General features: G+C 69.1%; 21 protein-coding genes and 1 tRNA gene. 6 read left to right on the forward strand and 16 right to left on the reverse strand.

What is annotated here, in order from left to right; all coding sequences use genetic code 11:
* The first annotated feature begins 6 nt into the window (after nt 1-6).
* The gene (locus ON04_RS14445; RefSeq protein ID WP_010542348.1) at nt 7-2145 is read left to right on the forward strand and encodes a bifunctional metallophosphatase/5'-nucleotidase; all 2139 of its coding nucleotides are present in this window, start codon (nt 7-9) and stop codon (nt 2143-2145) included.
* On the opposite strand, the gene ON04_RS14450 is transcribed toward ON04_RS14445, so the two are convergent.
* The 3 genes from ON04_RS14450 to ON04_RS14460 are packed head-to-tail and all read right to left on the reverse strand — an operon-like array spanning nt 2138 to nt 4129.
* The gene (locus ON04_RS14450; protein ID WP_010542349.1) at nt 2138-2596 is read right to left on the reverse strand and encodes a DUF1990 domain-containing protein; all 459 of its coding nucleotides are present in this window, start codon (nt 2594-2596) and stop codon (nt 2138-2140) included. The genes ON04_RS14445 and ON04_RS14450 overlap by 8 nt on opposite strands.
* Nucleotides 2593-3201: an aminoacyl-tRNA hydrolase gene (gene pth, locus ON04_RS14455; RefSeq protein ID WP_010542350.1), complete on the reverse strand. Its 609-nt coding sequence runs from the start codon at nt 3199-3201 to the stop codon at nt 2593-2595. Before pth ends, ON04_RS14450 begins: the two co-directional genes overlap by 4 nt.
* 31 nt (nt 3202-3232) lie before the next feature.
* Nucleotides 3233-4129 (reverse strand): LysR family transcriptional regulator ArgP, encoded by an 897-nt coding sequence (locus ON04_RS14460; protein WP_010542351.1) that lies wholly within the window; start codon nt 4127-4129, stop codon nt 3233-3235.
* A gap of 68 nt (nt 4130-4197) precedes the next feature.
* Between ON04_RS14460 and ON04_RS14465 the strand changes: the two genes are divergently transcribed.
* Entirely contained in the window at nt 4198-4815 is a 618-nt protein-coding gene (locus ON04_RS14465; RefSeq protein ID WP_010542352.1) for a LysE/ArgO family amino acid transporter, read from the forward strand.
* A gap of 344 nt (nt 4816-5159) precedes the next feature.
* Here ON04_RS14465 and ON04_RS14470 read toward each other — a convergent pair whose 3' ends face one another.
* From ON04_RS14470 to glmU, 5 genes are all read right to left on the reverse strand, one after another.
* Nucleotides 5160-5786, reverse strand: a complete 627-nt coding sequence (locus ON04_RS14470) for a 50S ribosomal protein L25/general stress protein Ctc (RefSeq protein WP_010542353.1) — start codon at nt 5784-5786, stop codon at nt 5160-5162.
* A 158-nt stretch (nt 5787-5944) separates the two neighbouring features.
* On the reverse strand, nt 5945-6601 hold the full coding sequence (locus ON04_RS14475) for a phosphoribosylanthranilate isomerase (protein WP_010542354.1): 657 nt from the start codon (nt 6599-6601) through the stop codon (nt 5945-5947).
* Between the two features lie 4 nt (nt 6602-6605).
* On the reverse strand, nt 6606-6947 hold the full coding sequence (gene arsC, locus ON04_RS14480; protein ID WP_010542355.1) for an arsenate reductase (glutaredoxin): 342 nt from the start codon (nt 6945-6947) through the stop codon (nt 6606-6608).
* A 7-nt stretch (nt 6948-6954) separates the two neighbouring features.
* Nucleotides 6955-7932: a ribose-phosphate diphosphokinase gene (locus tag ON04_RS14485; protein ID WP_010542356.1), complete on the reverse strand. Its 978-nt coding sequence runs from the start codon at nt 7930-7932 to the stop codon at nt 6955-6957.
* On the reverse strand, nt 7929-9410 hold the full coding sequence (gene glmU, locus ON04_RS14490; RefSeq protein ID WP_010542357.1) for a bifunctional UDP-N-acetylglucosamine diphosphorylase/glucosamine-1-phosphate N-acetyltransferase GlmU: 1482 nt from the start codon (nt 9408-9410) through the stop codon (nt 7929-7931). The genes ON04_RS14485 and glmU overlap by 4 nt, the downstream gene beginning before the upstream one ends.
* A 170-nt stretch (nt 9411-9580) precedes the next feature.
* Between glmU and ON04_RS14495 the strand changes: the two genes are divergently transcribed.
* The gene (locus ON04_RS14495) at nt 9581-10864 is read left to right on the forward strand and encodes an MFS transporter (protein ID WP_029458551.1); all 1284 of its coding nucleotides are present in this window, start codon (nt 9581-9583) and stop codon (nt 10862-10864) included.
* 4 nt (nt 10865-10868) lie between these two features.
* Here the strand turns inward: ON04_RS14495 and ON04_RS14500 are convergent, their stop codons facing one another.
* The gene (locus ON04_RS14500) at nt 10869-11480 is read right to left on the reverse strand and encodes a flavodoxin family protein (protein WP_010542359.1); all 612 of its coding nucleotides are present in this window, start codon (nt 11478-11480) and stop codon (nt 10869-10871) included.
* A gap of 282 nt (nt 11481-11762) precedes the next feature.
* Nucleotides 11763-11834 (reverse strand) — tRNA-Gln (locus ON04_RS14505).
* Nucleotides 11835-12150: 316 nt separating this feature from the next.
* On the opposite strand from ON04_RS14505, the gene ON04_RS14510 reads away from it, so the two are divergent.
* Entirely contained in the window at nt 12151-12813 is a 663-nt protein-coding gene (locus tag ON04_RS14510; protein ID WP_010542360.1) for a TetR family transcriptional regulator, read from the forward strand.
* Between the two features lie 58 nt (nt 12814-12871).
* Here ON04_RS14510 and ON04_RS14515 read toward each other — a convergent pair whose 3' ends face one another.
* A complete protein-coding gene (locus ON04_RS14515; protein WP_010542361.1) occupies nt 12872-13441 on the reverse strand; it encodes an HdeD family acid-resistance protein in 570 nt (189 codons plus the stop codon).
* A 127-nt stretch (nt 13442-13568) separates the two neighbouring features.
* Here ON04_RS14515 and ON04_RS14520 point away from each other — a divergent pair, with 127 nt between their 5' ends.
* Entirely contained in the window at nt 13569-14270 is a 702-nt protein-coding gene (locus tag ON04_RS14520; protein ID WP_010542362.1) for a TetR/AcrR family transcriptional regulator, read from the forward strand.
* Here the strand turns inward: ON04_RS14520 and ON04_RS14525 are convergent.
* Genes ON04_RS14525 through ON04_RS14545 form a run of 5 tightly spaced genes read right to left on the reverse strand, consistent with a single transcriptional unit; the run spans nt 14244 to nt 18042 of the window.
* Nucleotides 14244-14816, reverse strand: coding sequence for a class I SAM-dependent methyltransferase (locus tag ON04_RS14525; RefSeq protein WP_010542363.1), 573 nt, complete (start codon nt 14814-14816; stop codon nt 14244-14246). The genes ON04_RS14520 and ON04_RS14525 overlap by 27 nt on opposite strands.
* The gene (locus ON04_RS14530) at nt 14813-15607 is read right to left on the reverse strand and encodes a PIG-L deacetylase family protein (protein ID WP_420795355.1); all 795 of its coding nucleotides are present in this window, start codon (nt 15605-15607) and stop codon (nt 14813-14815) included. Before ON04_RS14530 ends, ON04_RS14525 begins: the two co-directional genes overlap by 4 nt.
* Nucleotides 15595-16572 carry an acyl-CoA dehydrogenase family protein gene (locus ON04_RS14535; protein WP_010542365.1) on the reverse strand — a complete coding sequence of 326 codons (978 nt, stop codon included), beginning with the start codon at nt 16570-16572 and terminating at the stop codon, nt 15595-15597. Before ON04_RS14535 ends, ON04_RS14530 begins: the two co-directional genes overlap by 13 nt.
* On the reverse strand, nt 16569-17291 hold the full coding sequence (locus tag ON04_RS14540; RefSeq protein WP_033444356.1) for a glycosyltransferase family 2 protein: 723 nt from the start codon (nt 17289-17291) through the stop codon (nt 16569-16571). The genes ON04_RS14535 and ON04_RS14540 overlap by 4 nt, the downstream gene beginning before the upstream one ends.
* Nucleotides 17292-17304: 13 nt before the next feature.
* Entirely contained in the window at nt 17305-18042 is a 738-nt protein-coding gene (locus ON04_RS14545; RefSeq protein ID WP_010542367.1) for a vitamin K epoxide reductase family protein, read from the reverse strand.
* Between the two features lie 171 nt (nt 18043-18213).
* Here ON04_RS14545 and mfd point away from each other — a divergent pair, with 171 nt between their 5' ends.
* Complete coding sequence (mfd, locus tag ON04_RS14550; RefSeq protein WP_010542368.1) at nt 18214-21882, forward strand: transcription-repair coupling factor; 3669 nt, start codon at nt 18214-18216, stop codon at nt 21880-21882.
* Nucleotides 21883-21970: the final 88 nt, after the last annotated feature.

Raw genomic sequence — 21970 nt, forward strand, 5'->3', positions numbered from 1 at the left:
GAACGGATGGCCCACGTGCACACCTTCTCCCACCGGAGTCTCGCCACGGCTCTGGCCTGCACGCTTACCGCGGGCATTCTCGTTTCCGCACCGTTTGAGGCGCCTCCGGCCACCGCGCAGAGCTCGGGCTCGTCAACGACCGAGACGGTCACACTGCTCAACATCACCGACTTCCACGGTCGAATTTCCGCTGCTCAGCCCTCTACCGTCGCGTTTGCCGACTCCATCGAGAAGCTGCGCGCCGAGGCCGGGCAGGGGTCCAGTCTGCTGCTGTCTGCAGGCGACAACGTGGGCGCCACCCTCTTCGCCTCGTCGTTTAGTGACGACCGGCCCACCATCGACGTGCTCAACGCGGTCGGCCTGGCAGCCTCGGCCGTCGGCAACCACGAATTCGACCGCGGCGTGGCCGATTTGCGCGACCGCATCGCCCCGGCCGCCGACTGGGACTACCTCGCGGCGAACGTCACGGTGGACGGTGAGCAGATGCCCGAGTACTCGCTCCACGAGGTATCGGGGCTGACGGTCGGCGTGATCGGTGCGGTGACCGAGCAGACACCATCTGTCGTCAACCCGGCCGGGATCGTGGGCGCACGGTTCGAGAACCCGGTGGACGCCGTCAACCGTGTCGCCGCGCGCCTGGCAGACGGGGACCCACGCAACGGGGAAGCAGACATCGTGGTGGCCGAGTACCACGAGGGCCCACCGGCCGCGGGCTCGATCGAGGTCGCCCGTGCCTCTTCGGCGGTGTTCGACGACATCGTCACCCGCACCGCCGGGAGCGTCGACGTGATTTTCACCGGCCACACCCACCAGGCATCGGCGTGGCAGGGGGAGCGGGAGGTCAGCGAACCGGCCGGTGTGGGCTCGCTCGGCACGGGTTCGGGAGGTTTGCTCGGCGCAGGTTCGCTCGGTGCGGGCTCCGCCGGCTCGATGGGTTCCCTCGGGTCCCTCACCGGCTCCCTGGACGGGGCGCAGGAGCAGCTTGTGGCCACCCGCCCTGTCGTGCAGGCCGGCTCATACGGCGCGTACATCAGCCGCGTGCAGCTCGACGTGGACCGCGGAACGGGCCGGGTTTCCGGTCACACGCAGGAGAACGTGGCCGTTCCGCCGAGCGCCGTCGGAGCCGATCTTTCGAACCCGGTCGTGGGGGAGGTCAAACGCATTGTCGACTCTGCCCTCGCCGAAGCCGATGTCGTGGGCGGGCGGCCGGTCGGCACGGTCCGTGGGGACATCACCACCGCCCACCGCGACGGCAGACGCGACGACCGACTCTCCGAATCGACGCTAGGGAACCTGGTGGGCCAGTTCTTCAAGGACGCGGTCGCCGACCGTGGTGGCGCCGACCTGGGCTTCATGAACCCGGGTGGCCTGCGGGCCGAACTCCTGGACGATCCGGCCGGTCAGGACGGGAACGTGACGCTGGCGGAGGCGGACGCTGTTCTGCCGTTTGCCAACACCCTCCTCACCCTCACTCTGACCGGCGAGCAGGTCCGTCGGGTGCTGGAGCAGCAGTGGCAGCCGGTGAGCACGTCCCGACTGTTCCGGGCGCTCGGCACCTCGGACAATCTGGCCTGGACTCTTGACCCCGTCGCTCCGGTCGGCGAGCGCATCACCTCGGTGACCCTGGATGGCGAGCCGCTGGACCCCGCAGCCGACTACCGGGTGGCGGTGTCCAGCTTCCTGGCGGAGGGCGGCGACCACTTCACCGCATTCACCGAGGGCAGGGATGTCCGCGACACCGGGCTGATCGACTCCGAGGCCTGGCTGACCTACCTGGCCGAGCGCCGCGAGGGGGGCGTCGCGCCTGACTTCGGTCGGCACGGGGTGGCGGCCAAGGGACTGCCGGGGACGGTGGAGGCCGGAGACGAACTGTCCTTTACGCTCAGCGACCTTGACCTGACCTCTCTCGGCGCACCCACCACAGCCACCGCCACGGTCGACTTCGGCGGTAGGCAACTCGGCACGTTCGACGCGGTGCCGGGTGTGGACAACGAGACCTTCGGCCCCGCCCCGCACGCCACGCAACTCGACGGCCGCGTGGATATCTCCGTCACGATTCCGGCCGGCACCCCGCCCGGTGCCACCGCGCTGACCGTCACCACCGACACGGGCACAGTGGTCACGGTCCCGTTCACGGTCACGTGAGGTCGCGAAGCGCCCCGAGGTAGCGGCGCGTGATGCGGTCCTGTTCGGCGCGAGCGACCGGGGCGCCTATCCGGGCCAGGAGGGTGGCGTGTGTGGACTCTCCGGTGATGGTCAGCGTCACAGCGTCTGTGGCGTGGTCGTGCCGGACGAGGAACGTCTCCCAGCCGTGCTCGGGGTGGCCGGGCAGGGAATGGTAGGTGAAGCCGCGGGCCTCGGACCGGTCGATGACCTCGGTGACCTCGCAGCGCGCGGTGATTCGTAGCCACGCCGCGGGTCCGGACCGGGGGCGGAGCGTGACCACGCGGCCCGGGGTTGCGGGACCATCGGCGACGACGACGAGGCCCGCCCGGCGATGCATCTGCCAGTCGATGAGTGCGCTGCTCGCGCGGTCGAAGAAGTGTTCTCCGGCCCCCAGGATCGCGTCGCGCTCGAACCGCCGCGGGGGGCTCAACTCGAGTGGACCTGGTTCTGGGCGGTTTCCAGACCGTGCTTGAGGAGCATCTCCACTGCGTCAGCGGCATCCTGGATGAGGAATGGCACGTCGGGCTGCTCGAGCTTGGAGAAGCGCTTGAGCACGAAGTCGGCCACTGCCAACCGACCGGGCGGGCGGCCCACCCCGGCGCGGACCCGTATGTAGTCGCGGGTGCCGAGCGAGCTGGACATCGACCGCAGGCCGTTGTGACCGCCCTCGCCGCCGCCGCGCTTGAGGCGGACTGCGCCGAAATCGATGTCGATCTCGTCGTGGATCACTATCACGTCCGTCGGCGCGATCGAGAAGTACTTGGCCACTGACGCCACCGGGCCGCCCGAAAGGTTCATGAAGCTGCGGGGGCGCGCCAGCACTACCTGCTTGTCGGCCAGGCGGGTCTGGGCGATCTCGCAGTTCGTCTTCTTGTGGGTGCTGAAGGTGGCCGGCATGGGCAGCGCGCGGGCGGCGAGTTCCTGCAGGACGTCCCAGCCGATGTTGTGGCGGGTGCCCGCATAGTCGGGGCCGGGGTTGGCGAGGCCCACCACGAGAGTGGGTCCGGTCGGTTCGGCGCTAGTCACGCCACCCATGATCCCAGATGGCGGCGCGTACCCGCGACAGTCAGGTGCGCAGGTCCGCGCGAGCGGTGTCCAGTACCGCGGCGGTGAGCGCGTCGAGGTCGGGTGACTGCAGCTTCCAGTGTTGCCAGAACAGCGGTACGTCGAGTGGACGGTCGGGTGAGACGTCCACGATCTCCCCGGACACCAGCCACGGTGTGGCCAACTGCTCGGGGATCAGGCCCCAACCGAGTCCGGCGACGATCGCCCGCACATGATCGTGCGAGCTGGGGACAAAGTGCCGTGGCCCGGTGGGCTGCCGACGGGATAGTCGTCGGTAGTAGTGGTTCTGGTGCGCGTCACTGCGGTCGAAGTCCACGATGGGTGCCCGGCCGAGCGCGGCGGTGGGGGATCCGTCGCGCAGATGCCGGGCCACGAAGCCGGGGCTCGCGCAGGCCAGGTAGCGCATCGACCCCAGAGGCAGAGCCCGGCAGCCCTGGACCGGCCGCGATTCGCTGGTCACCGCTGCCATCACCTCACCGCGCCGCAGCAGTTCGCTGGACAGGGACTCGTCCTCGCGACGGATATCGAACACCACGCGGCCTGCCGAATGGACTTCGGTCATGGCGTCGAGGAACCAGGTGGCCAGAGAATCTGAGTTGCACGCCACCGCCAGCACCACATGGTCCTGGGCCGACCCCGAATCGTCGAGCTCTCCGGCGAGCGAATCCTCCAGGTGCAGCATTTGGCGAGCGGTTCGCAGGACTATCTCGCCAGAGTCGGTGGCGGTGATCGGACGCTCGCGACGCACCAGGATCCGCCCGGCAGATTCCTCCATCGCCCTGATCCGCTGCGAGACCGCGGACTGCGTGATGTGCAGGTGCGCGGCGGCGGCCTCGAACGATCCGAGGTCCACCACCGAAACGAGAGTACGAAGTTGGTCCAGCTGAAGTGCATGCATAAGTCCAACTAATGTTAGAGCAGAATACGTAGTAGCGCTACTGTCGCGACGGGCCTAGCGTTGACTCCGTGACCACCACTTCCACGCTTCTCATGGGCGCCGGCATGGGCCTCGGGCTCATCGCCGCCGTCGGCGCACAGAACGCCTATGTCCTCCAGCGATCGATCCGCGGAGACGTGGCGATGGTGCCGATCGTGGCGTTCTGCGTTCTGTCCGAGGCCGCGCTGATTCTGCTCGGGGTCGCCGGCGTCGGGGCGCTCGTGGAGACCGCGCCCGGAGCCATCGCCGTGATGAAGTGGATCGGCGTGGTGTTCCTGCTGGGCTACGGCGCGTTTGCCGCGTACCGGGCGATCCGTCCCGGAGAGGGGCTACACGTCAACGGGAACACGCGCATTCCCTCGACCTTCGGTGCGGTGGCGGCGTGTGCTGCGTTCACCTGGCTCAACCCGCACGCGTATCTCGACAGCGTGGTGTTCCTCGGCACGCTCGCCAACCAGCAGGGCGGCGACCTGCGCTGGGTCTTTGCCGCGGGAGCGTTCCTCGCGGGCACAGTGTGGTTCTCAATCATCGGGTTCGGGGGCAAGGCCCTCCGTGGGGTGTTCTCCAAGCCGGGTGCGTGGCGAGTGCTCGACGGCGCTATTGCGCTGATGATGCTGGTGCTCGCGGTCAGTCTCATTCGCGGCTGAATCCGACACCCCGCGCATCTGCACCCGCGCCTGCCCGCCCGCGCACCGCGCGCCGCCCCGCCCCGCCGCGAAGAGGAAATCGCCTGCATCGGTCGAGTGGGATTGCACGAAATCCTCTTCGCGGCGCAAGGCGGCGCGAGGCGGTGCGAGGCGGCGCGGTGCGAGGCGAGGCGGCGCGAGGCGAGGCGGTGCGAGGCGAGGCGGCGCGAGGCGGCCCGAGGCGGTGCGAGGCGAGGGGCGGCCGGGAAATGCGGAACGGGCCCGGCACGACAACGATGTCGTACCCGGCCCGTCCCGGAGGTGCAGCTTTCAGACTGCGGCCGCGTTGTTCACGCGGCGGAGGATCACTCCTCCTCTGCCGCCTTGGCAGCGTCCTCGGCGGCCTCGCCCTCGGGAGCCTCTTCCTCTTCCGACTCGAGGTCGGACTCGCTCGGCGCCTCGATGACGTTGACGAGCAGCATCTCCGGGTCGGAGATCAGCGAAGCGCCAGCGGGCAGCGTGATGTCGGCGGCGGTGAACTGGGTGCCGGCCTCGACGCCCTCGACCGAGAGCTCGAACTCTTCGGGGATGTCGGTGGCGGCGACCTCGATCTCGATGATGTCGGCGTCGGTGGTGACCAGCGTGCCGGGGGCGGCGTCACCGGTGACCAGCACCGCGATGTCGACGTGGACCTTCTCGCCCTTACGCACGACGAGCAGGTCGGTGTGGTCGATGACGCGGGTCAGCGGGTGCACGTCGATCTGCTTGGGCAGCGCGAGCTGCTCCTCACCATCGATGACGAGGGTGAGCAGGGCGTTGGTGCCCGCGTGACGCAGGATGGCGGCGAACTCCAGCGCACCGAGAAGCAGGTGGCGGGGCTCGGTCTTGTGGCCGTACAGCACGGCGGGTACCTGGCCCTCGCGGCGGGCGCGGCGGGCGGAGCCCTTGCCGAACTCCGTGCGGACGGCGGCGGTGATCTTGTTCTCAGACATGCGATGACCTCTGTGTGAGTACTACTTTCCGGCCCGGCGCGAAGCGCACCTCTCGGAAAGGACCTGAGGTGATCGCGTCGATAACGGAGTGACCACTAGGGTCCTCCCTCGCCGAGATGACCTGATGAGCCTACCGCCGTGCTGTTCCGGCGCCCAAATCAGCCGAAGTGCACGGCGGCGTTGCGGACGAATTCGCGGCAGAGTTCGGGCGACTTGTCACCGCTGGCATCGTCCACGCCACTGTTCACGTCGACCCCGAAGGGGTGCACCTGCTCTGCGGCGGCCGCGACGTTGCCCGGCTTTAGCCCACCCGCAAGGATCACGGGGGTCTCGAAGGGGGCTACCGCCTCGACGATCCGGCGACTGATCGACCAGTCGTGCGTCTGACCGGTGCCGCCGAGACGGTCCTTGGACCGCGAATCGAGCAGCAGTGCGTCGCAGTGGGGTGCGGCCTCGATGGCGTCGTCGATCGCCTCCTCGCCGGAGACATGGACCGCCCGGAGGACCTTCCTGCTCCCGGCGCCCGCGCGGACCTGCTTGAGAGTGTCCAGCGTGACCAGTCCGTGGACCTGGATCGTGTTGACCCCGGTCCGGTCGGCCAGGTCCAGGATGCTTTCCGGGGTGTCCCGGTGGGTCACCAGAACGGTGGAGACGAACGGGGGAGCAATTCGGGTCAGCTGACGGGCGAGCTCGGGGGTCACCTCGTCCTCACTGCGATGGTTGATTCCGCAGATCAATCCGATGGCGTCGACACCGGCATCCAGGACGATCCGCAGATCGCTCTCGCTTCTGATGCCACAGATCTTGGCGCGCACGGCGTCAGAGGATCTCTTCTACCGCGGCCGTGGGGCGGCCGAGACGGGTGCCTTTGGGCGTGACGACGAAGGGCCGCTCGATCAGCCGCGGGTGGGCGGACATCGCGGCGAGCAGTTCGTCATCGGTGGCCTCGATGAGTCCGAGCTCGGTGAACTCGGCCTCCTTGACCCGAACTGCCTCCCGCACCGTCAGCCCGGCATCAGAGATGAGGGTGCGCAGCTCCTCGACCGTGGGCGGGGTCTCCAGGTAGTACACGACCGTCGGCTCGATCCCGTGCTCGGTGAGCAGGTCCATTGCCTGGCGCGACTTGGAGCAGCGGGAGTTGTGGTAAATCGTGGCGTCCATCAGATGCCTATGCCGAACCGTTGAACAGGCTGGTGACCGAGCCGTTCTCGAATACCTCGTGGATGGTCCGGGCCAGCAGGGGCGCGATGGACAACACGGTGAGGTTCTCGAAGCGCTTCTCCGGCGGGATCGGGAGCGTGTCAGTGGTGATGACCTCCTTGGCGCCACACGTCGCGAGACGCTCGGCGGCAGGGTCAGAGAAGATGCCGTGCGTGGTGGCGATGATGACATCGCCGGCTCCGGCGTCCTTGAGCACTTTGACGGCCCCGGCGATCGTGCCGCCCGTGTCGATCATGTCGTCCATCAGCACGCAGGTGCGGCCCTCGACGTCGCCGACCACGCGGTTGGACTTGACCTGGTTCGGCACGTTGGGATCGCGGGTCTTGTGAACGAACGCCAGTGGTGCGCCGTCGAGGGCGTCGGCCCACTTCTCGCCCACCTTGACGCGACCGGCGTCCGGGGAGACCACCACGATGTTGTCGGTGCCGTAGTGCTTACGGACGTAGTCCGAGAGCTGGCCCTGGGCGTGCATGTGGTCAACCGGGCCGTCGAAGAAGCCCTGGATCTGGTCGGTGTGCAGGTCCACCGTGATGATGCGGTCTGCTCCGGCGGCCTTGAGCAGGTCAGCGATGAGGCGGGCCGAGATGGGCTCACGGCCACGATGCTTCTTGTCCTGCCGGGCGTACGGGTAGAACGGCAGCACGGCCGTGATCCGCTTGGCCGAGCCGCGCTTAAGCGCGTCGATCATGATGAGCTGCTCCATGATCCACTTGTTCAGCGGAGCAGGGGCGCTCTGGAGGACGAAGGCGTCGCAGCCGCGCACCGACTCCTCGAAGCGGACAAAGATCTCGCCGTTGGCGAAGTCCCGTGCGGTCTGCGGGGTGACTTCGACACCCAACTCGGCGGCAACCTGATCAGAGAGCTCGGGGTGTGCGCGCCCCGCGAAAAACATCAGGTTCTTCTGGTTATCGATCCACTCGCTCACGGCGTGAGTCCGTCCTTCTGGGAGTCGTTCCGGGCACGAAGGGCGGCCGCAGCCGAGCCGGAGTCCGGCCGATTCTCGATCACCCAGTCGTCGATATTCCTCTGCCGCCCGCCAGACACCGCCAGGGCTCCCGGGGGGACGTCGTCCTTGATCACGGTACCCGCGCCCGAATAGGCGCCGTCTCCGACGTTCACCGGGGCGACGAACATGGTGTCCGAGCCGGTGCGGCAGTGATCGCCGATCACTGTACGGCTCTTGTTGACCCCGTCGTAATTGACGAAGACGCTGGATGCCCCGATGTTGGTGTGCTCGCCGATGGTTGCGTCGCCAACATAGGTCAGGTGCGGCACCTTGGTATGAGCACCGATGACCGACTTCTTCACTTCCACGAACGCCCCGATCTTGGTGCTCTCGCCCAGGTCGGCTGCTGGGCGCAGGTATGCGAACGGGCCCACCTCGGCCCCGGCACCGATACTCGCCCCCATCGCGTGGGTGCGGGTCACGGTCGCGCCCTCGCCGACCACGGTGTCCTGCAGCGTGCTGTCCGGGCCGATGGTCGCGCCGTCCCCGACCGAGGTGGTCCCCGTCAGATGCGTGCCCGGCAGGATGGTCACGTCGCGCCCGGTGGTCACGCCGACGTCGATCCACGTGCTGGACGGGTCGATGATCGTGGCCCCGGCCCGCATGGCGGTCTCGCACAGGCGTCGATTCATCTCACCGGCCAATGTGGCCAACTGCACACGGTCGTTGACGCCCGCCACCAGGCCGGCGTCCTCGACGCGGTGCCCGCGGATGAGACCGTTGGCCCGCCGGGCCAGCTGGATGACGTCGGTGAGGTAGAGCTCGCCCTGTGAGTTGTCGGTGCTCAGCTGGCCGAGCTTGTCCCGCAGGACCTGCGCATCGAACGCGTAGATGCCGGAGTTGACCTCGTCGATCGCCTTCTCGTCGTCCGTAGCGTCCTTGTGCTCGACGATCCGGAGCACCTCGCCGTCGTCGTTCCGCACGATGCGGCCGTACCCCGTGGGGTCGGGCGCCGTCGACGTGAGAACGGTGACCGCCGCGCGCGGGCGCATATCGTGGCGGGTCACCACGTGAGCGAGCGTGTCCGTGTCCAACAAGGGGATGTCCGAGGTGGTGACCAGGACCGTGCCCGAGAAGTCGGCGGGAAGCCCGGCCATACCCGCGGCCACCGCGTCGCCGGTGCCGTTCTGCTGCTCCTGCACGGCAGTGCTGACGGGAACGCCCAGTTCTGCGGACAGCTCGGTCACCGCAGCGGACACCTGGTCCCGCTGATGACCCACCACCACGACGATCGCGTCTGGCTTGATCCCGGCCGCCGCGTGCAGTGCGTGCCCGAGCATGGTCCGCCCACACACGCGGTGCAACATCTTGGGGGTGGCGCTCTTCATCCTGGTGCCGGAGCCGGCGGCCAGGACGATGACCGCGGTCTGCGCGCGATCTGTGTGAGGTGTCGTCATCAAATCTCCTCGGGCATGGCAGTGCCCTGGGTCGGGTGATGCAGCGGTAGATGAGTGCAATATCGGTCAACCGGAACGAGGCCCGCCGAACGGACCGGCATTCAGGATAGAGGGTTAGACCGACACCCTGGCCAGCCCTCGCGCCGAGTAGCGTGCCCGACGTGTCACTCCTGAGGCGGCAACTCGCGGACACCCGACCCCTGGCGCAGCCGGATTTCCGCAGGTTATGGATCGCCAACATCGTCACCGTGATCGGTGCCCAGCTGTCGATCGTCGCCGTCCCGCAGCAGGTCTTCGCCATCACCGGCAGCTCCGCCTACGTAGGGCTGACCGGCGTGTTCGCGCTCGTGCCGCTGATCGTGTTCGGGCTGTGGGGCGGAGCGTTGGCCGACGCGCTGGACAGGCGCAGGCTGCTGATGGTCACCACCACCGGCCTGATCGTGACCGCCCTGCTGTTCTGGGCGCAGGCCGCAGCCGGCAACCGCAACGTGTGGCTGGTCATGGTGCTGCTGGCCGTGCAGCAGGCATTCTTCGCCGTCAACCAGCCCACCCGCGCGGCGATCATCCCGAAGCTCATCCCCTCGGATCAGCTGGCCTCGGCGTCCGCGCTGAATATGACGGTGATGCAGTTCGGTGCGATCGTGGGACCTCTCACCGCCGGCCTGCTCATCCCGGTGCTGGGCCTGTCGACGATGTACCTGTTCACCGCAATCGCGCTGGTGGCCACACTCTTCGCCGTGTTCCGCCTAGCCCCGCAGCCGATAGAGGGGGAGCGCGGCTCGATGGGGCTGCGGTCGGTGATCGACGGGTTCGCCTACCTGGCCACCCGGCGCATCCTGTTGGCCTCATTCCTCGTGGACATCGTGGCCATGGTGTTCGGTATGCCGCGGGCCCTGTTCCCGCAGATCGCCACCGAGTCCTTCGGCGACCCGGTCACGGGCGGCACCGCGCTGGGCATGTTGTTCGCTGCTATGAGCGTGGGCGCCGTGGCGGGCGGCGTGTTCTCCGGCTGGATTCCGCGCGTGCGCCGACAGGGACTGGCCGTGCTGGTGTGCGTGGCGCTGTGGGGACTGGCCATGGTCGCCTTCGGCGTGTTCGTGGGTGCGGCCTCGCCCGAGGGATCAGCGTGGTGGCTGTGGCTCGCGCTCGCGGCCCTGGCCTTCGGTGGCGCAGTGGACATGATCTCGGCCGCGTTCCGGCAGGCGATCCTGCTGGACTCTGCGACCGACGAGATGCGCGGTCGCCTCCAGGGCGTGTTCATCGTGGTGGTGGCGGGCGGGCCCCGCATCGGCGACGTGGCCCATGGTGTGGCCGCCGCGTCGGTGGGAACCGCGGTGGCCGCGTCCGGGGGCGGTGTGCTGGTGGTGATCGGGGTGGTGATCTGCGCCGTCGCGTTCCCGTCGTTCCTGCGCTACGTCGTGCGGAGTGCGGTTGAACGAGGAAGCAAGGGCTGAAGCGTCAGACCGCCGGGTATTGAGCGTCCTGCAGCAGCCGCGCCAGGTGCGCCGCGTTGCTCGCTGCCGTGGCGTTGGTCGATGCCACCGCGGACGGGGTCTTGTCCAGATCCTTGTAGTCGACCGGATTCATGGCCTCGTTGTTCCAGTAGGTGCAGCCCTGTGCCGGGATGCTGAAGCCGATGTCGTTCAGACCCTGGAACATGTCTGCCACGATCTTGTGCGCGCCGTCCTCGTTGCCTACCACCGCGACCACCGCTACCTTGCCGAACATGGCGGGTCGCCCCTCCGAGTCGGTCGACGACAGTTGCGCGTCCAGACGCTCGAGCACCCGTTGCGCGATGCTCGACGGGTTGCCCATCCACGTGGGCGTGGCGAGCACGAGCACGTCGGCAGCCTTGATCTTGTCGAGGATCGCGGGCCACTCGTCGCCGCCGCCCATGTCGTCGTCGACGCCCGGTCGCACGTCGTAGTCGGCCACCCGCACCGTCTCGCCGGTCACCCCGTGGCCCGCGAGCTCGTCGAGCACCTGCCGGGCGATCAGCTCGCTGCTCGACTGGGAAGGCGAGGCCTTGAGCGAACAGACCAGCGCCACTGCCTTCAGATCGGTGTCCATGCAGCGCACGCTAGGGCCACTGGCTGGGCCAGACAACCGGTAGGCGGGGGCGGGCGCGTGCCACCCGCCGATCTGTGCGCAGTTTCGCCCCCGACAACCGGCCGGCACGCACCGCGGCGACGCCCAGCCGCGAGTTTTGCCGTCGTCAGTGCGAAAAACGAGGCCAGCCAGCGCAGTGGTGCCGACAAAACTGGCTAGGGGGCGGGGCAAGGGGAGGCGGGGGGAGGGGGCGCGGAGTAGCGCAGGAGCCAGGCGCGGGGCGCGGGGCCGCCAGCCGTTGAGCTCCCCCGCCAGGACTCGAACCTGAAATGCCTGAACCAAAATCAGGAGTGTTGCCGATTACACCACGGGGGAACGACCCTGCATCGGGTCGTGGACATTCTGGCACATCGCCGCGTGCCCACCGGCGTGTACCTGCGCTCCGCCCGGCCCGCCGGGTCGGTGCAGCGGCTTCGGATCAACAATGACGCAGAGAAGTTCGGCGCGGATGCGGGCCGCGACGCTCTAGATGAGTCGGAGAAGAGCCGGAGATGCCGAGCGCGTAGCGGGAAACTTCCGGGACCGGGGGAGGGGACAGAGGGTGATGTCAATATTCGACTAACCTCGGTCAGAACTAGGAGGGCCGACGATGACGGGCGAATCGATACCGACGCAGGCGCCGAGGACCAGGATGTCGGCTGCCAAGCGGCGCCAGCAACTGGTCGAGGTGGGCCGCCGGATTTTCGCCCAGTACGGCTACGACGCGGCCACCGTCGAGGAGATCGCTGCGGTCGCGGGTGTGTCGAAGCCGGTGGTCTACGAGCATTTCGGTGGTAAAGAGGGCTTGTACGCGGTGGTCTGTGATCGCGAGCTCGCCTATCTGGGCGCCGAGATCACCGAGTCGCTCGAGGGTGAGGGGTCTCGCCGGCGGATCGAGCGCGCGGCCATGGCGCTGCTGCGCTACGTCGAGGAGCGCACGGACGGGTTCCGCATCCTGGTCCGCGATTCCTCGCTGAGCAACGGCGGCTCCTATTCGACTCTGCTCAACGACGCCACTGCCAGCGTGACATACATCCTCGAGGAGGAGTTCGTGGCGCGAGGTTTTGACCCGGTCACCACGAACGTCTACGCCCAGGCGTTGGTCGGCATGGTGTCCGGCACCGCGCAGTGGTGGCTCGACGTGCGCACCCCGCCCAAGGAGGAGGTGGCCGCGCACATCGTCAACCTCTGCTTCAACGGTCTCTCGCACCTCGATCCGCGGCCGGTGCTCGAGTCCGAGGTTCTGGACAAGTACGCAGCCCCCGGGGACGAGAGCTGCGCCCGCGACATGCGACCGGGCCCGGCTAGCCCCTGAGGGTGCCGGGCCCGGGTATGCGGGTGCGGTGCCCGCTGACGGGCAGGCGCCTGATAGATCAGGCTGCGGTGTGCCCAGTGTGGGCCGGCAGCTTGGTGGCGGAACTGCGCAGTCGGAACGCGACCGCGGCCATGATCACGCCGACGATCACGCCGAACCAGCCCGCGAACGGCAGAACGGACTCGACGGTGGACGGGCCCGCGATGACCAGAACCAGGCCGACCACTGCCACGACCACGCCGAGCGCGGTCATCATCCACGAGTTGGGTACGTCCTTGCGCAGCTCCCACGCGCCGTAGATCACGAGCACACCGGAGGCAATCAGCCACAGCGCGAACAGTATGACCAGCGCGGTAACGGTGATGTTCGGCCAGAACAGCACAATCAGGCCCAGCACGACAAATGCAACACCGGCGCCCGCGAGGATGCCTTTACCGCCGCTACCGTCCCGGATTCCGGTTGCGGCGATGATATTCATCGCGCCGTCTCCGATCGCAAACGCGGCCACCAGGAATGCGGCCAGAAAAATTCCCGTGCTGGGTGCGATCAACGCGGTCAGGCCGAGCCCGAATGCCAGCACGCCGCGGATCAGCTGGATCCACCAGTTGCGGGTCAGTGATTCGATCATTGCTTCCACCTCTTTCTTTCAGGTGGCGGGCTGTTGCCCGCCGTTCGTTACTGTAATGATCACTACAGTAGTATGTTAAGGACGCCATTAGCAACGGTATGGGGTGTCAGACACACTTGGAGGGCGGATGGCCCACGACGAGAAAATCGAGCCGACGACGACGAAGACGACGACGACGAGGCGCACGCGCGCCAACGGCCGCGAATCGCGCCGGAGAATCATCGAGGCCGCCGCCGCGGTCGCGGGCGAACGCGGTTACGAGGGCACGTCGATCGCGCGGATCAGCAAGGCCAGTGGCCTGCCGGCCAGCTCGATCTACTGGCACTTCAAGGACAAGGACGCACTGCTGGCCGCGGTGGTGGCGGAGGGCGTCGAACTCTGGCTCGGCCAGGTCACGCAGACCGACGGGTCATCGCTACCGGAGAAAGTGATGTCCCTGAGCAGAGGGGTGGCGCGGGCGCTGACGGAGTCGCCCGACTTCCAGCGGCTGGGCGTGATGTTGGCGCTGGAGAAGCGACCGGACCAGACCGCAGGTCGGGAGATCTTTCTCCGGCTGCGGGGCGAGGCGGTCGAGGCGATCGCGCAGGAGCTGCACAAGGCCCGGCCGGGCCTGAGCTCGGAGCGGGCGCACGACCTGGCCACCTACGCTCTCGCGGGTGGAGACGGGATCTTCCTGGCATCCCAGTTCGGCGAGGTGGACCTGGACCGAATGTTCGCGATCCACGCCACCGCGATGATCCACCTGATCGAGCAGGTCGAGGACGACGCTCGAGTGGACGCCGACTCCCCAGGGCGAACCCGGTCAACGGTGCCGGAAGACGTCGAGTAGAAAGTCCTCCTCGCGATACCTGGCCAGCGGCGTGAGATCGCGGCGTCGCGCGAGGGCGGCGTGGACGTCCTCGCCGTGGCAGGCGTGGTCCGTCGAGTGCCCCAGCCAGTGACACGCCGCGATCGTCCCGCCGGGACGAACCAGCCCCAGCAGCGTTGTGATCAGCGAGTCGAGGCCGTCGACCGGCGTGTAGTAGAGAAACTCCGACAGTACGAGCAGGTCGCACGCCGGGCGGGGCCACGGGTCGGTCGCATCGGCGGTGCGTACCCGCACGTGGTCGAGTCCGGCCCGGGCGACCCGGCGGCGGGCCTGCTCAGCTGCGGTGTCCACCACGTCCACGGCGTGGACCTCGTCGCACCGATCGGCGAGCATCTCCGTGAGCACACCCACCGAACAGGCGGGCTCGAAGCACACCCGGTACCGCGGCTCCGGCAGCGAGGCCACCAGCAGTCCGTAGCGGCGTAGTTCGTACCACGAGCCGGCGAAGTCCCACGGGTCTTCGGACTCCGCGTACATCTGCTGAAAATAGTGGTCCGGCGTACTCATACCAGCACCGTCTCCTCCCGCGTGAGCAGGCGGTCGAGAATCCAGTCGGGCAGGATCGCCTCGTCCCCCGGATGCTCGGAGAGGGGGTGGATCTGGGTGACGAACTCTTCGACGGCTGCTCGTTTGGCGGCGAGCTCGGAATCGTCGAGCCGCACCCTGCGCCGCCGGTCCCAGGGCACCCGGGAGTCACCGGGGCTGGCCCAGTGCCACGTCCACACAGGATATTCCGCCAGCTGGGCGCCGGTTTGAGCGCAGGCGCGGGCAGCCGCGCGGCCTGAGGCCTCGTGGTCCGGGTGGCCGTCGCCCCGCCAGGTGCTCAGGACGAGACAGTCCGTGCCGGGTGCGCCTGCCCTCGCCCCGCGACCGTCAGCGACGAGCCCCGCGATGGTCTCGGCGAGCCGCTCCTCGTGGGCGTGCACCCCACCGTCAGGTAAGCCGACTCGCACCGGCTCGGGCAGACCCAGGATCGCGCAGGCGCGTCTGCTCTCCTCGACCCGCAGGGCGCCGAGCCGGTCGCCGGTCAGGGTGGGGGAGTCGGGGTGTGAGGCGTCGCCGTCCGTGACACCCACGATCACCACCTCGACCCCCGCTGCGACGGCCCGTGCCGCTGTGATGCCGACCCCGAGGATCTCGTCGTCGGGGTGGGGCGCCACCACCAGCAGCCGCCGGATCCCGGTCGGCAGGCGCAATTCCGGATCCGGAGCGCGCTCGGCGAACCACGCGTCCCAGAGGTCGTGGGGGGTCCCGCGGTCGTCGGGCCCGATTCCGTCCCAGGCGGTCACCGAGCCCACCCGCCGTGGGTAGCCGCGGTGGCGCCGAGTGCGGCGAGGTCACGCTCGGCATGGAATTGGCGAACGTACACCTGGGCGTCCAGGACGTTCTGGGCATGGCGAGGATCCATCGCGAGCGGGCCCGGGCCGAGAGCCCTGCCGACGCGCCGGATGGTCTCGTCCACCGCGGCCTCGACCACTGCCCGAGCGCGCACGGCCCGGTGACGCGCGGCCGTGAGGTCCGTATCCGGGCCCTCGCGGTCGATCTCGGTGGCGGCTGCATCCAGCGCCCACTCCGCCCCGCCGAGGGCCACGTCGACCGCGCCGAGGTGCGCGAGGGTGTGAGGGTCGGTGCCGGGCCGGTCTGCTCGCGCCACCAGTGGCCGCGCCACGGCGATACCGGCTCCGAGCCAACATGCGGCCACTCCGATCCCGCCGTGCCAGAACCCGGGCCGGTCTAGGTACGAGCGGTGATCGCCGAGGGCGCGGGCCGGGACGTCCGTGAAGGCCACTTCGGATGTACGGCTGCCCGCCATTCCCGGGTTGGCCCAGTTCCCGGGTCGGGGTGCGACACCGGGCTCGCGCAGGTCCACGGTGAAGAGGCGCGGTGCGTCGTCGTCGAGTGCGGTGACCAGGGCGTGCGTGCACACGTCGCTGCCGGAGCACCAGGCTTTGACCCCGCTGAGCAGCCAGGCGCCGCCCGACCGCCGAGCGGTGAGCACGGGTGTCGGTGGTTCGGCGGCCCACACTCCCCACAGTTCGTCGCGGCCGACACGGGAGCCCTCGATCTCGGCGAGGATCGCGTCCGCGTCGACGTGGGCTTCCACCAGACGGCCTGCGGAGACGTCGCGCGTGCAGAATTCGGTGAGCGCGGACCAGCGGGCGCGGGTGTCGCCCCCCGCGGGTAGCGGCAGTTCGGCCTGACCGGTTCGCACCCAGTCGAGCGCGATTTCAGAGCTGTGCCGGGCCGGATCACTGGTGTTCACTGGCTGACCGCCTGGTCGGTGGTCGCCAGGTGCCCCGCGAAGCCCCCGAACACGCGGGCGGAGCGGCGCGCGGAGGTGAGAACGGGCGACGCGGTGGACCAGGCCACGGACATTCCGGCGCGCTCGGCGCGATCGACCAGCTGGACGTCCTCGTGGACCGCCAGTGGCGTGAAGCCGCCGAGACGCCGGTAGGCCCGGGCGCTGACGCCGATGTTCGCGCCGTGGACGTGGCGGTGGCCGGGGCCCCGGCGGTAGCCCTCGAGGTAGCGCTGGCGGGTGGCCGGGCTCCAGTCGGACCAGTCATCCACCTCGACCAGCCCTGCCACCACGTCGGCGCCGGCCTCGGCCAGTGCCAACTGGTCCGCCAGCCAGGTCCGGGGGACGCGGGAGTCGGCGTCGGTGGTGGCGTACCAGTGCCCGTTCGCGCCGTCCGTGCCGTCCGTGCCGTCTGTGTTGTCCGTCCCGCCTGCTCGCGCATGGCCGGGTGAATCGAACCCGGCGGCACGCGCCATTCCCACGTTGCGCGCGTCGAGGCGCAGGACCCGGGCGCGACCATGGGCGATGCGCGCCGAAGCATCAGTGCACGAATCCAGCACCACGGTCACCGTCACCGGCACCGGCGTGACGGCCTTGCACTCATCGAGCGCGTCCAGGCAGTGACCGAGGAGGTCCTGTTCGTCGTGGGCCGGGATCACCACGTGGACTCGGGTATAGGACACAATCGCTGGCGTATCAGAGGTTGCCGAAGAAGTCTGCCCAGTAAAAGTCCCAGAACGCCCACAGGATGATGCCGGCCACCGCGAGGTACCAGACCACCACCGGGACGAGGTGCCACCGCTGCAGGGAACGCACCCAGCCGGCGCTGGTGAACTTTCCCAGCACATGCAGGCCGGTGTACCAGAACATGGGGATGACCATGGCCCAGACGACCATGCACCAGGGGCACAGCACCTGGATCGCGAAGATCGACTGGAATGCCAGCCAGTGCACGAACCCGGCGGCGAACGTCAGCCCCAGCAGCGCGCCCAGCCAGTACCAGCGCGGGAAACGCGTCCCCGAGGCGGCGGCGACACCGATCGCGATCAGGACGCCGAACCCGATCAGCCCGATGAACGGGTTGGGGAACCCGAACGCCGCGCCCTGCTCCGAGTTGATGACGCTCTTGCAGCTCATGAGGAGTGAGAAGTTGCAGGCCGGCACGTAATCCGGGTTCTCCAGCAACCGGATCTTGTCCAGGCTGAGCTCGAACGAGGCGATCAGCGCGAGTGCGGAACCGAGGGCCAGCAGCACGCCGATCCACCGGTCGGTGAACAGTCTCGAGCCCACTCCTGCGCGGATGCGCTCGTCCGGCTCGGTATCGGCGGGGGCGATCGTCACGGGGGCGGCGGCCCCCCCGCTGGAATCTCCGGCAGACTGCCCGGTGGGTTCACTGGCGGTATTGCCGTGCTCGGCGTCTGTGGTCTCGCTCATACGCACAATCTACCGTCGCCGCGGCGCATCTAGACTGGGCCCCTCACAACCCGGGCATCGTGAACCCAGGGTCATCCCGCGCGGCCTTCGTGTCGCACCGGCGCCGATGTACCCGCCCGCGACCTGCCCGACATTTCACCGCACCGTTTCTCACCCGGAGGCAGAACACGCGTGACCACCACCGCCACCGCACCCAGCACCGCTCCCGCCACCCTGTCGGGTCTGGCCACCGCGGTGATCGCCAACCCGGCGTTGGCCGACCTGCGCGAGGGTCTGGACCGGGACACGGCGGTGGTGCGCGCGCCCGAGGCGATGCGGCCGTTCCTGGTCGCCGCGCTCGCCCGGAGCACCCCACTGTTGGTGGTGACGGCCACCGAGCGCGAGTGTGAGGAACTGGCCGACGAGCTGGCGGGGTTGTACGACGACGAGGTGGCGCAGTTCCCCAGCTGGGAGACGTTGCCGCATGAGCGGCTCTCGCCCGCCTCGGACACGATCGGTCGCCGGCTGCAGGTGCTGAACTCGGTGTTGTCCGGTCGTCCGCCGGGGATCGTGGTGGCGGCGGCGCGGTCGGTGGTGCAGCCGATCTCGCCCGGCGCTGCCCGCCGTGAGCCCGTGCGGGTGGCCACGGGTGCCGAAATAGACCCGGCCGACCTCATGGTGCGGCTCGCCGAGTTCGCCTACCTCCGCGAGGACATGGTGGCCCGGCGCGGCGACGTGGCGGTGCGCGGCGGGATCGTGGACGTCTTCCCGACCACCGCCGACCATCCACTGCGCATCGAGTTCGACGGCGACACCATCGCCGAGATCCGTGAGTTCTCGGTGGCCGACCAGCGCTCGCTACCTGACGGCGAGGTCGAGTCGGCAGCACTGTTCCCGTGCCGCGAACTGCTTCTCGACGACACCGTGCGCGCCAGGGCGGGGGAGTTGGCCGCCGAGCACCGGGCCAACCCGACCCTGGCGGAGCTACTGGACTCGCTGGCCGAGGGCATCCCCCGCGACGGCATGGAGGCACTGACCTCCGTGCTCGTTCCGGAGGAGATGACCACCCTGCCGATGCTCATGCCGGCCGACACCCGCGTGGTGGTGTGCGATCCGGACAAGGTCCGCCGCCGCGCCGCAGACCTGGCCTCCGCCGGCCGGGAGTTCCTCGAGGCCTCGTGGACCGCCGCGACCATGGGCGGCGACGCCCCCGTGGACAGCGAGACCCTGGACCTGTCCGGCTCGGGCTACCGCACCTTCTCCGCGGTCCGCGAGGAGGCGACCGCTGCCGGTCGTGCCTGGTGGCAGCTGGTCCCGCCCGGATTCCTCACCGACCCCGAGGACGGTTTGCTGGTGACCGTGCCCGCGGGCGATCCGCCGGCCCCGCGCGGCAAGGACACCGAGATGGAGGCGATGTTCGTCCGGCTGCGCGCCCTGGTATCCGGTGGTGGGCGTGCGGCGGTGGTGGTCCCGGGCCACGGCACCGTCACCCGTATTCTCGAGCGCCTATCCGAGGCGGAGGTCCCCGCCACGGCCGCCAAGACGGGCGCCGAGCCCGCGGCCGGACTGGTCTCGGTCTACGAGGCGGTCCTGCACGGCGGGTTCACGCTCACCGAGGGCGCCGACTCGGTGGCCGGCAACCTCGTCGTCGTCTCCGAAACCGACCTCACCGGTAACCGCCTCGGCTCCACCACCCGGCCCAAGGCGCGCCACTCCAAGCGGCGCAACCAGGTGGACCCGCTGGCGCTCAAGGCCGGCGACTGGGTGGTGCACGACCAGCACGGCATCGGCCGGTTTGTGGAGATGGTCGAGCGGCAGGTGCGCGGCGGCGACGGCTCCTCGCGGCGCGAATACCTGGTGATCGAGTACGCGCCGGGCAAGCGCGGCGCCGCCGGCGACCGGCTCTACGTGCCCATGGAATCGCTCGGGCAGCTCAGCCGCTACGTCGGCGGCGAGGCCCCCACGCTGTCCAAGATGGGCGGCGCCGACTGGCAGAACACCAAGCGCAAGGCCCGCAAGGCGGTCCGCGAGATCGCCACCGAGCTGGTGCAGCTGTACGCCAAGCGGCAGTCCGCGCCCGGCCGCGCCTTCGGCGCCGACACCCCGTGGCAGCTCGAGATGGAGGACGCGTTCCCGTTCACCGAGACCGTCGACCAGCTCACCGCGATCGAGGACGTCAAGGCGGACATGGAGAAGACCGCCCCCATGGACCGCGTGGTGGTGGGCGACGTGGGATACGGCAAGACCGAGGTCGCCGTGCGCGCGGCGTTCAAGGCCGTGCAGGACGGCACCCAGGTGGCGGTGCTCGTGCCCACCACCCTGCTGGCGCAGCAGCACCTGGCCACGTTCGCCGATCGCATGACCGGCTTCCCGGTGACCATCAGGGGGCTGAGTCGCTTCACCTCCGACGCCGAGGCCAAGAAGGTCCTCGCCGGTCTGGCCGACGGCACCGTGGATGTGGTGATCGGCACGCACCGACTGCTCGCCACGGGTGTGCGCTGGAAGAACCTCGGCCTGGTGATCGTGGACGAGGAGCAGCGCTTCGGCGTGGAGCACAAGGAGCACATCACCTCCCTGCGCACCCACGTGGACGTGCTCACCATGTCCGCGACGCCTATCCCGCGAACGCTCGAGATGTCGTTGGCGGGCATCCGCGAGATGAGCCAGATCCTCACCCCGCCCGAGGAACGATTGCCCGTACTGACCTATGTGGGCGCGCATTCGGACAAGCACGTCGCCGCCGCCATCCGGCGCGAACTGCTGCGGGAGGGCCAGATCTTCTACGTGCATAACCGCGTGCGCACCATCGACGCCGCCGCCGCCAAGATCCGGGACCTGGTGCCCGAGGCGCGCGTGGTCGTGGCACACGGGCAGATGGGGGAGGAGCAGCTCGAGCAGACCGTCGGCGGCTTCTGGAACCGCGACTACGACGTGTTGGTCTGTACGACCATCGTCGAGACCGGCCTGGACATCTCCAACGCCAACACTCTGATCGTGGACCGCTCTGACCAGCTAGGGCTGTCGCAGATGCACCAGCTGCGCGGCCGCGTGGGCCGGTCCCGCGAACGTGGGTACGCGTACTTCCTCTATGACCCGGAAAAGCCGCTCACCGAGACCGCGTACGACCGGTTGGCCACCATCGCGCAGAACAACGACCTCGGTGCCGGCATGGCAGTGGCGATGAAGGACCTCGAGCTCCGCGGTGCTGGCAACGTGCTGGGTGCCGAGCAATCCGGGCACATCGCGGGTGTCGGGTTCGACCTCTACATCCGTCTTGTGGGTGAGGCGGTTGAGGCGTACCGCGCTGTTGCCGACGGCGAGACCGTCGAAGTCGAGGAAGAGCTTGGCGATGTCCGCATCGAGCTGCCCGTCGACGCCTATATCCCGGTCGAGTACGTGGACGGCGACCGGCTGCGGCTCGAGGCCTACCGCAAGCTGTCGCAGGCCCGCGAGCCCGCCGACATCGACGCCGTGGTCGAGGAGCTGCTCGACCGCTACGGGCCGCTGCCCGTCGAGGCCCGCCGCGTGGTGTCCGTGGCGCGGCTGCGGCTGGTGGCGCAGAAGTACCGGGTCCGCGAGATCGTCCTGGCCGGTTCCAGACTGCGCGTGGGCCCGCTCGACCTGCTGGACTCGCAGCAGATGCGGCTCAAGCGCATGTATCCCGCCGCGCAGTACCGGGCCACGCAGAAGACCGTCCTGCTGCCGCTGCCCAAGGCCGCCGGTGCCCGCGCGGGTGCGGGCGGGGAGAAGGCGCGCGACGACGAGATGTTGCAGTACGCCGCCGATTTCCTCACCGCGATGGCAGGGGATCCCGAGGGGTCGAATCCGGTGCTGCAGCCCGAGACCGCGCCGGTCGGCTGAGGCGGGTCCGATGAGCTCAGGCCCACCCCGCCGCGAAGTTCCGGGCCCACCCCGCCGCGAAGATTCAGCCCCACCCCGCCGCGAAGAG

Origin of the sequence: Dietzia alimentaria 72, assembly GCF_000226215.1 — a bacterium.
GTDB lineage: Bacteria > Actinomycetota > Actinomycetes > Mycobacteriales > Mycobacteriaceae > Dietzia > Dietzia alimentaria.

What these genes read in the sequence shown, in the direction of transcription:
- ON04_RS14445 (WP_010542348.1), top strand. Translation starts at nt 7, where the DNA reads ATGGCCCACGTGCACACCTTCTCCCACCGGAGTCTCGCCACGGCTCTG.
- pth (WP_010542350.1), bottom strand. Translation starts at nt 3,201, where the DNA reads ATGGGTGGCGTGACTAGCGCCGAACCGACCGGACCCACTCTCGTGGTG.
- ON04_RS14460 (WP_010542351.1), bottom strand. Translation starts at nt 4,129, where the DNA reads ATGCATGCACTTCAGCTGGACCAACTTCGTACTCTCGTTTCGGTGGTG.
- ON04_RS14470 (WP_010542353.1), bottom strand. Translation starts at nt 5,786, where the DNA reads ATGTCTGAGAACAAGATCACCGCCGCCGTCCGCACGGAGTTCGGCAAG.
- arsC (WP_010542355.1), bottom strand. Translation starts at nt 6,947, where the DNA reads ATGGACGCCACGATTTACCACAACTCCCGCTGCTCCAAGTCGCGCCAG.
- glmU (WP_010542357.1), bottom strand. Translation starts at nt 9,410, where the DNA reads ATGACGACACCTCACACAGATCGCGCGCAGACCGCGGTCATCGTCCTG.
- ON04_RS14500 (WP_010542359.1), bottom strand. Translation starts at nt 11,480, where the DNA reads ATGGACACCGATCTGAAGGCAGTGGCGCTGGTCTGTTCGCTCAAGGCC.
- ON04_RS14510 (WP_010542360.1), top strand. Translation starts at nt 12,151, where the DNA reads ATGTCGGCTGCCAAGCGGCGCCAGCAACTGGTCGAGGTGGGCCGCCGG.
- ON04_RS14515 (WP_010542361.1), bottom strand. Translation starts at nt 13,441, where the DNA reads ATGATCGAATCACTGACCCGCAACTGGTGGATCCAGCTGATCCGCGGC.
- ON04_RS14520 (WP_010542362.1), top strand. Translation starts at nt 13,569, where the DNA reads ATGGCCCACGACGAGAAAATCGAGCCGACGACGACGAAGACGACGACG.
- ON04_RS14525 (WP_010542363.1), bottom strand. Translation starts at nt 14,816, where the DNA reads ATGAGTACGCCGGACCACTATTTTCAGCAGATGTACGCGGAGTCCGAA.
- ON04_RS14545 (WP_010542367.1), bottom strand. Translation starts at nt 18,042, where the DNA reads ATGAGCGAGACCACAGACGCCGAGCACGGCAATACCGCCAGTGAACCC.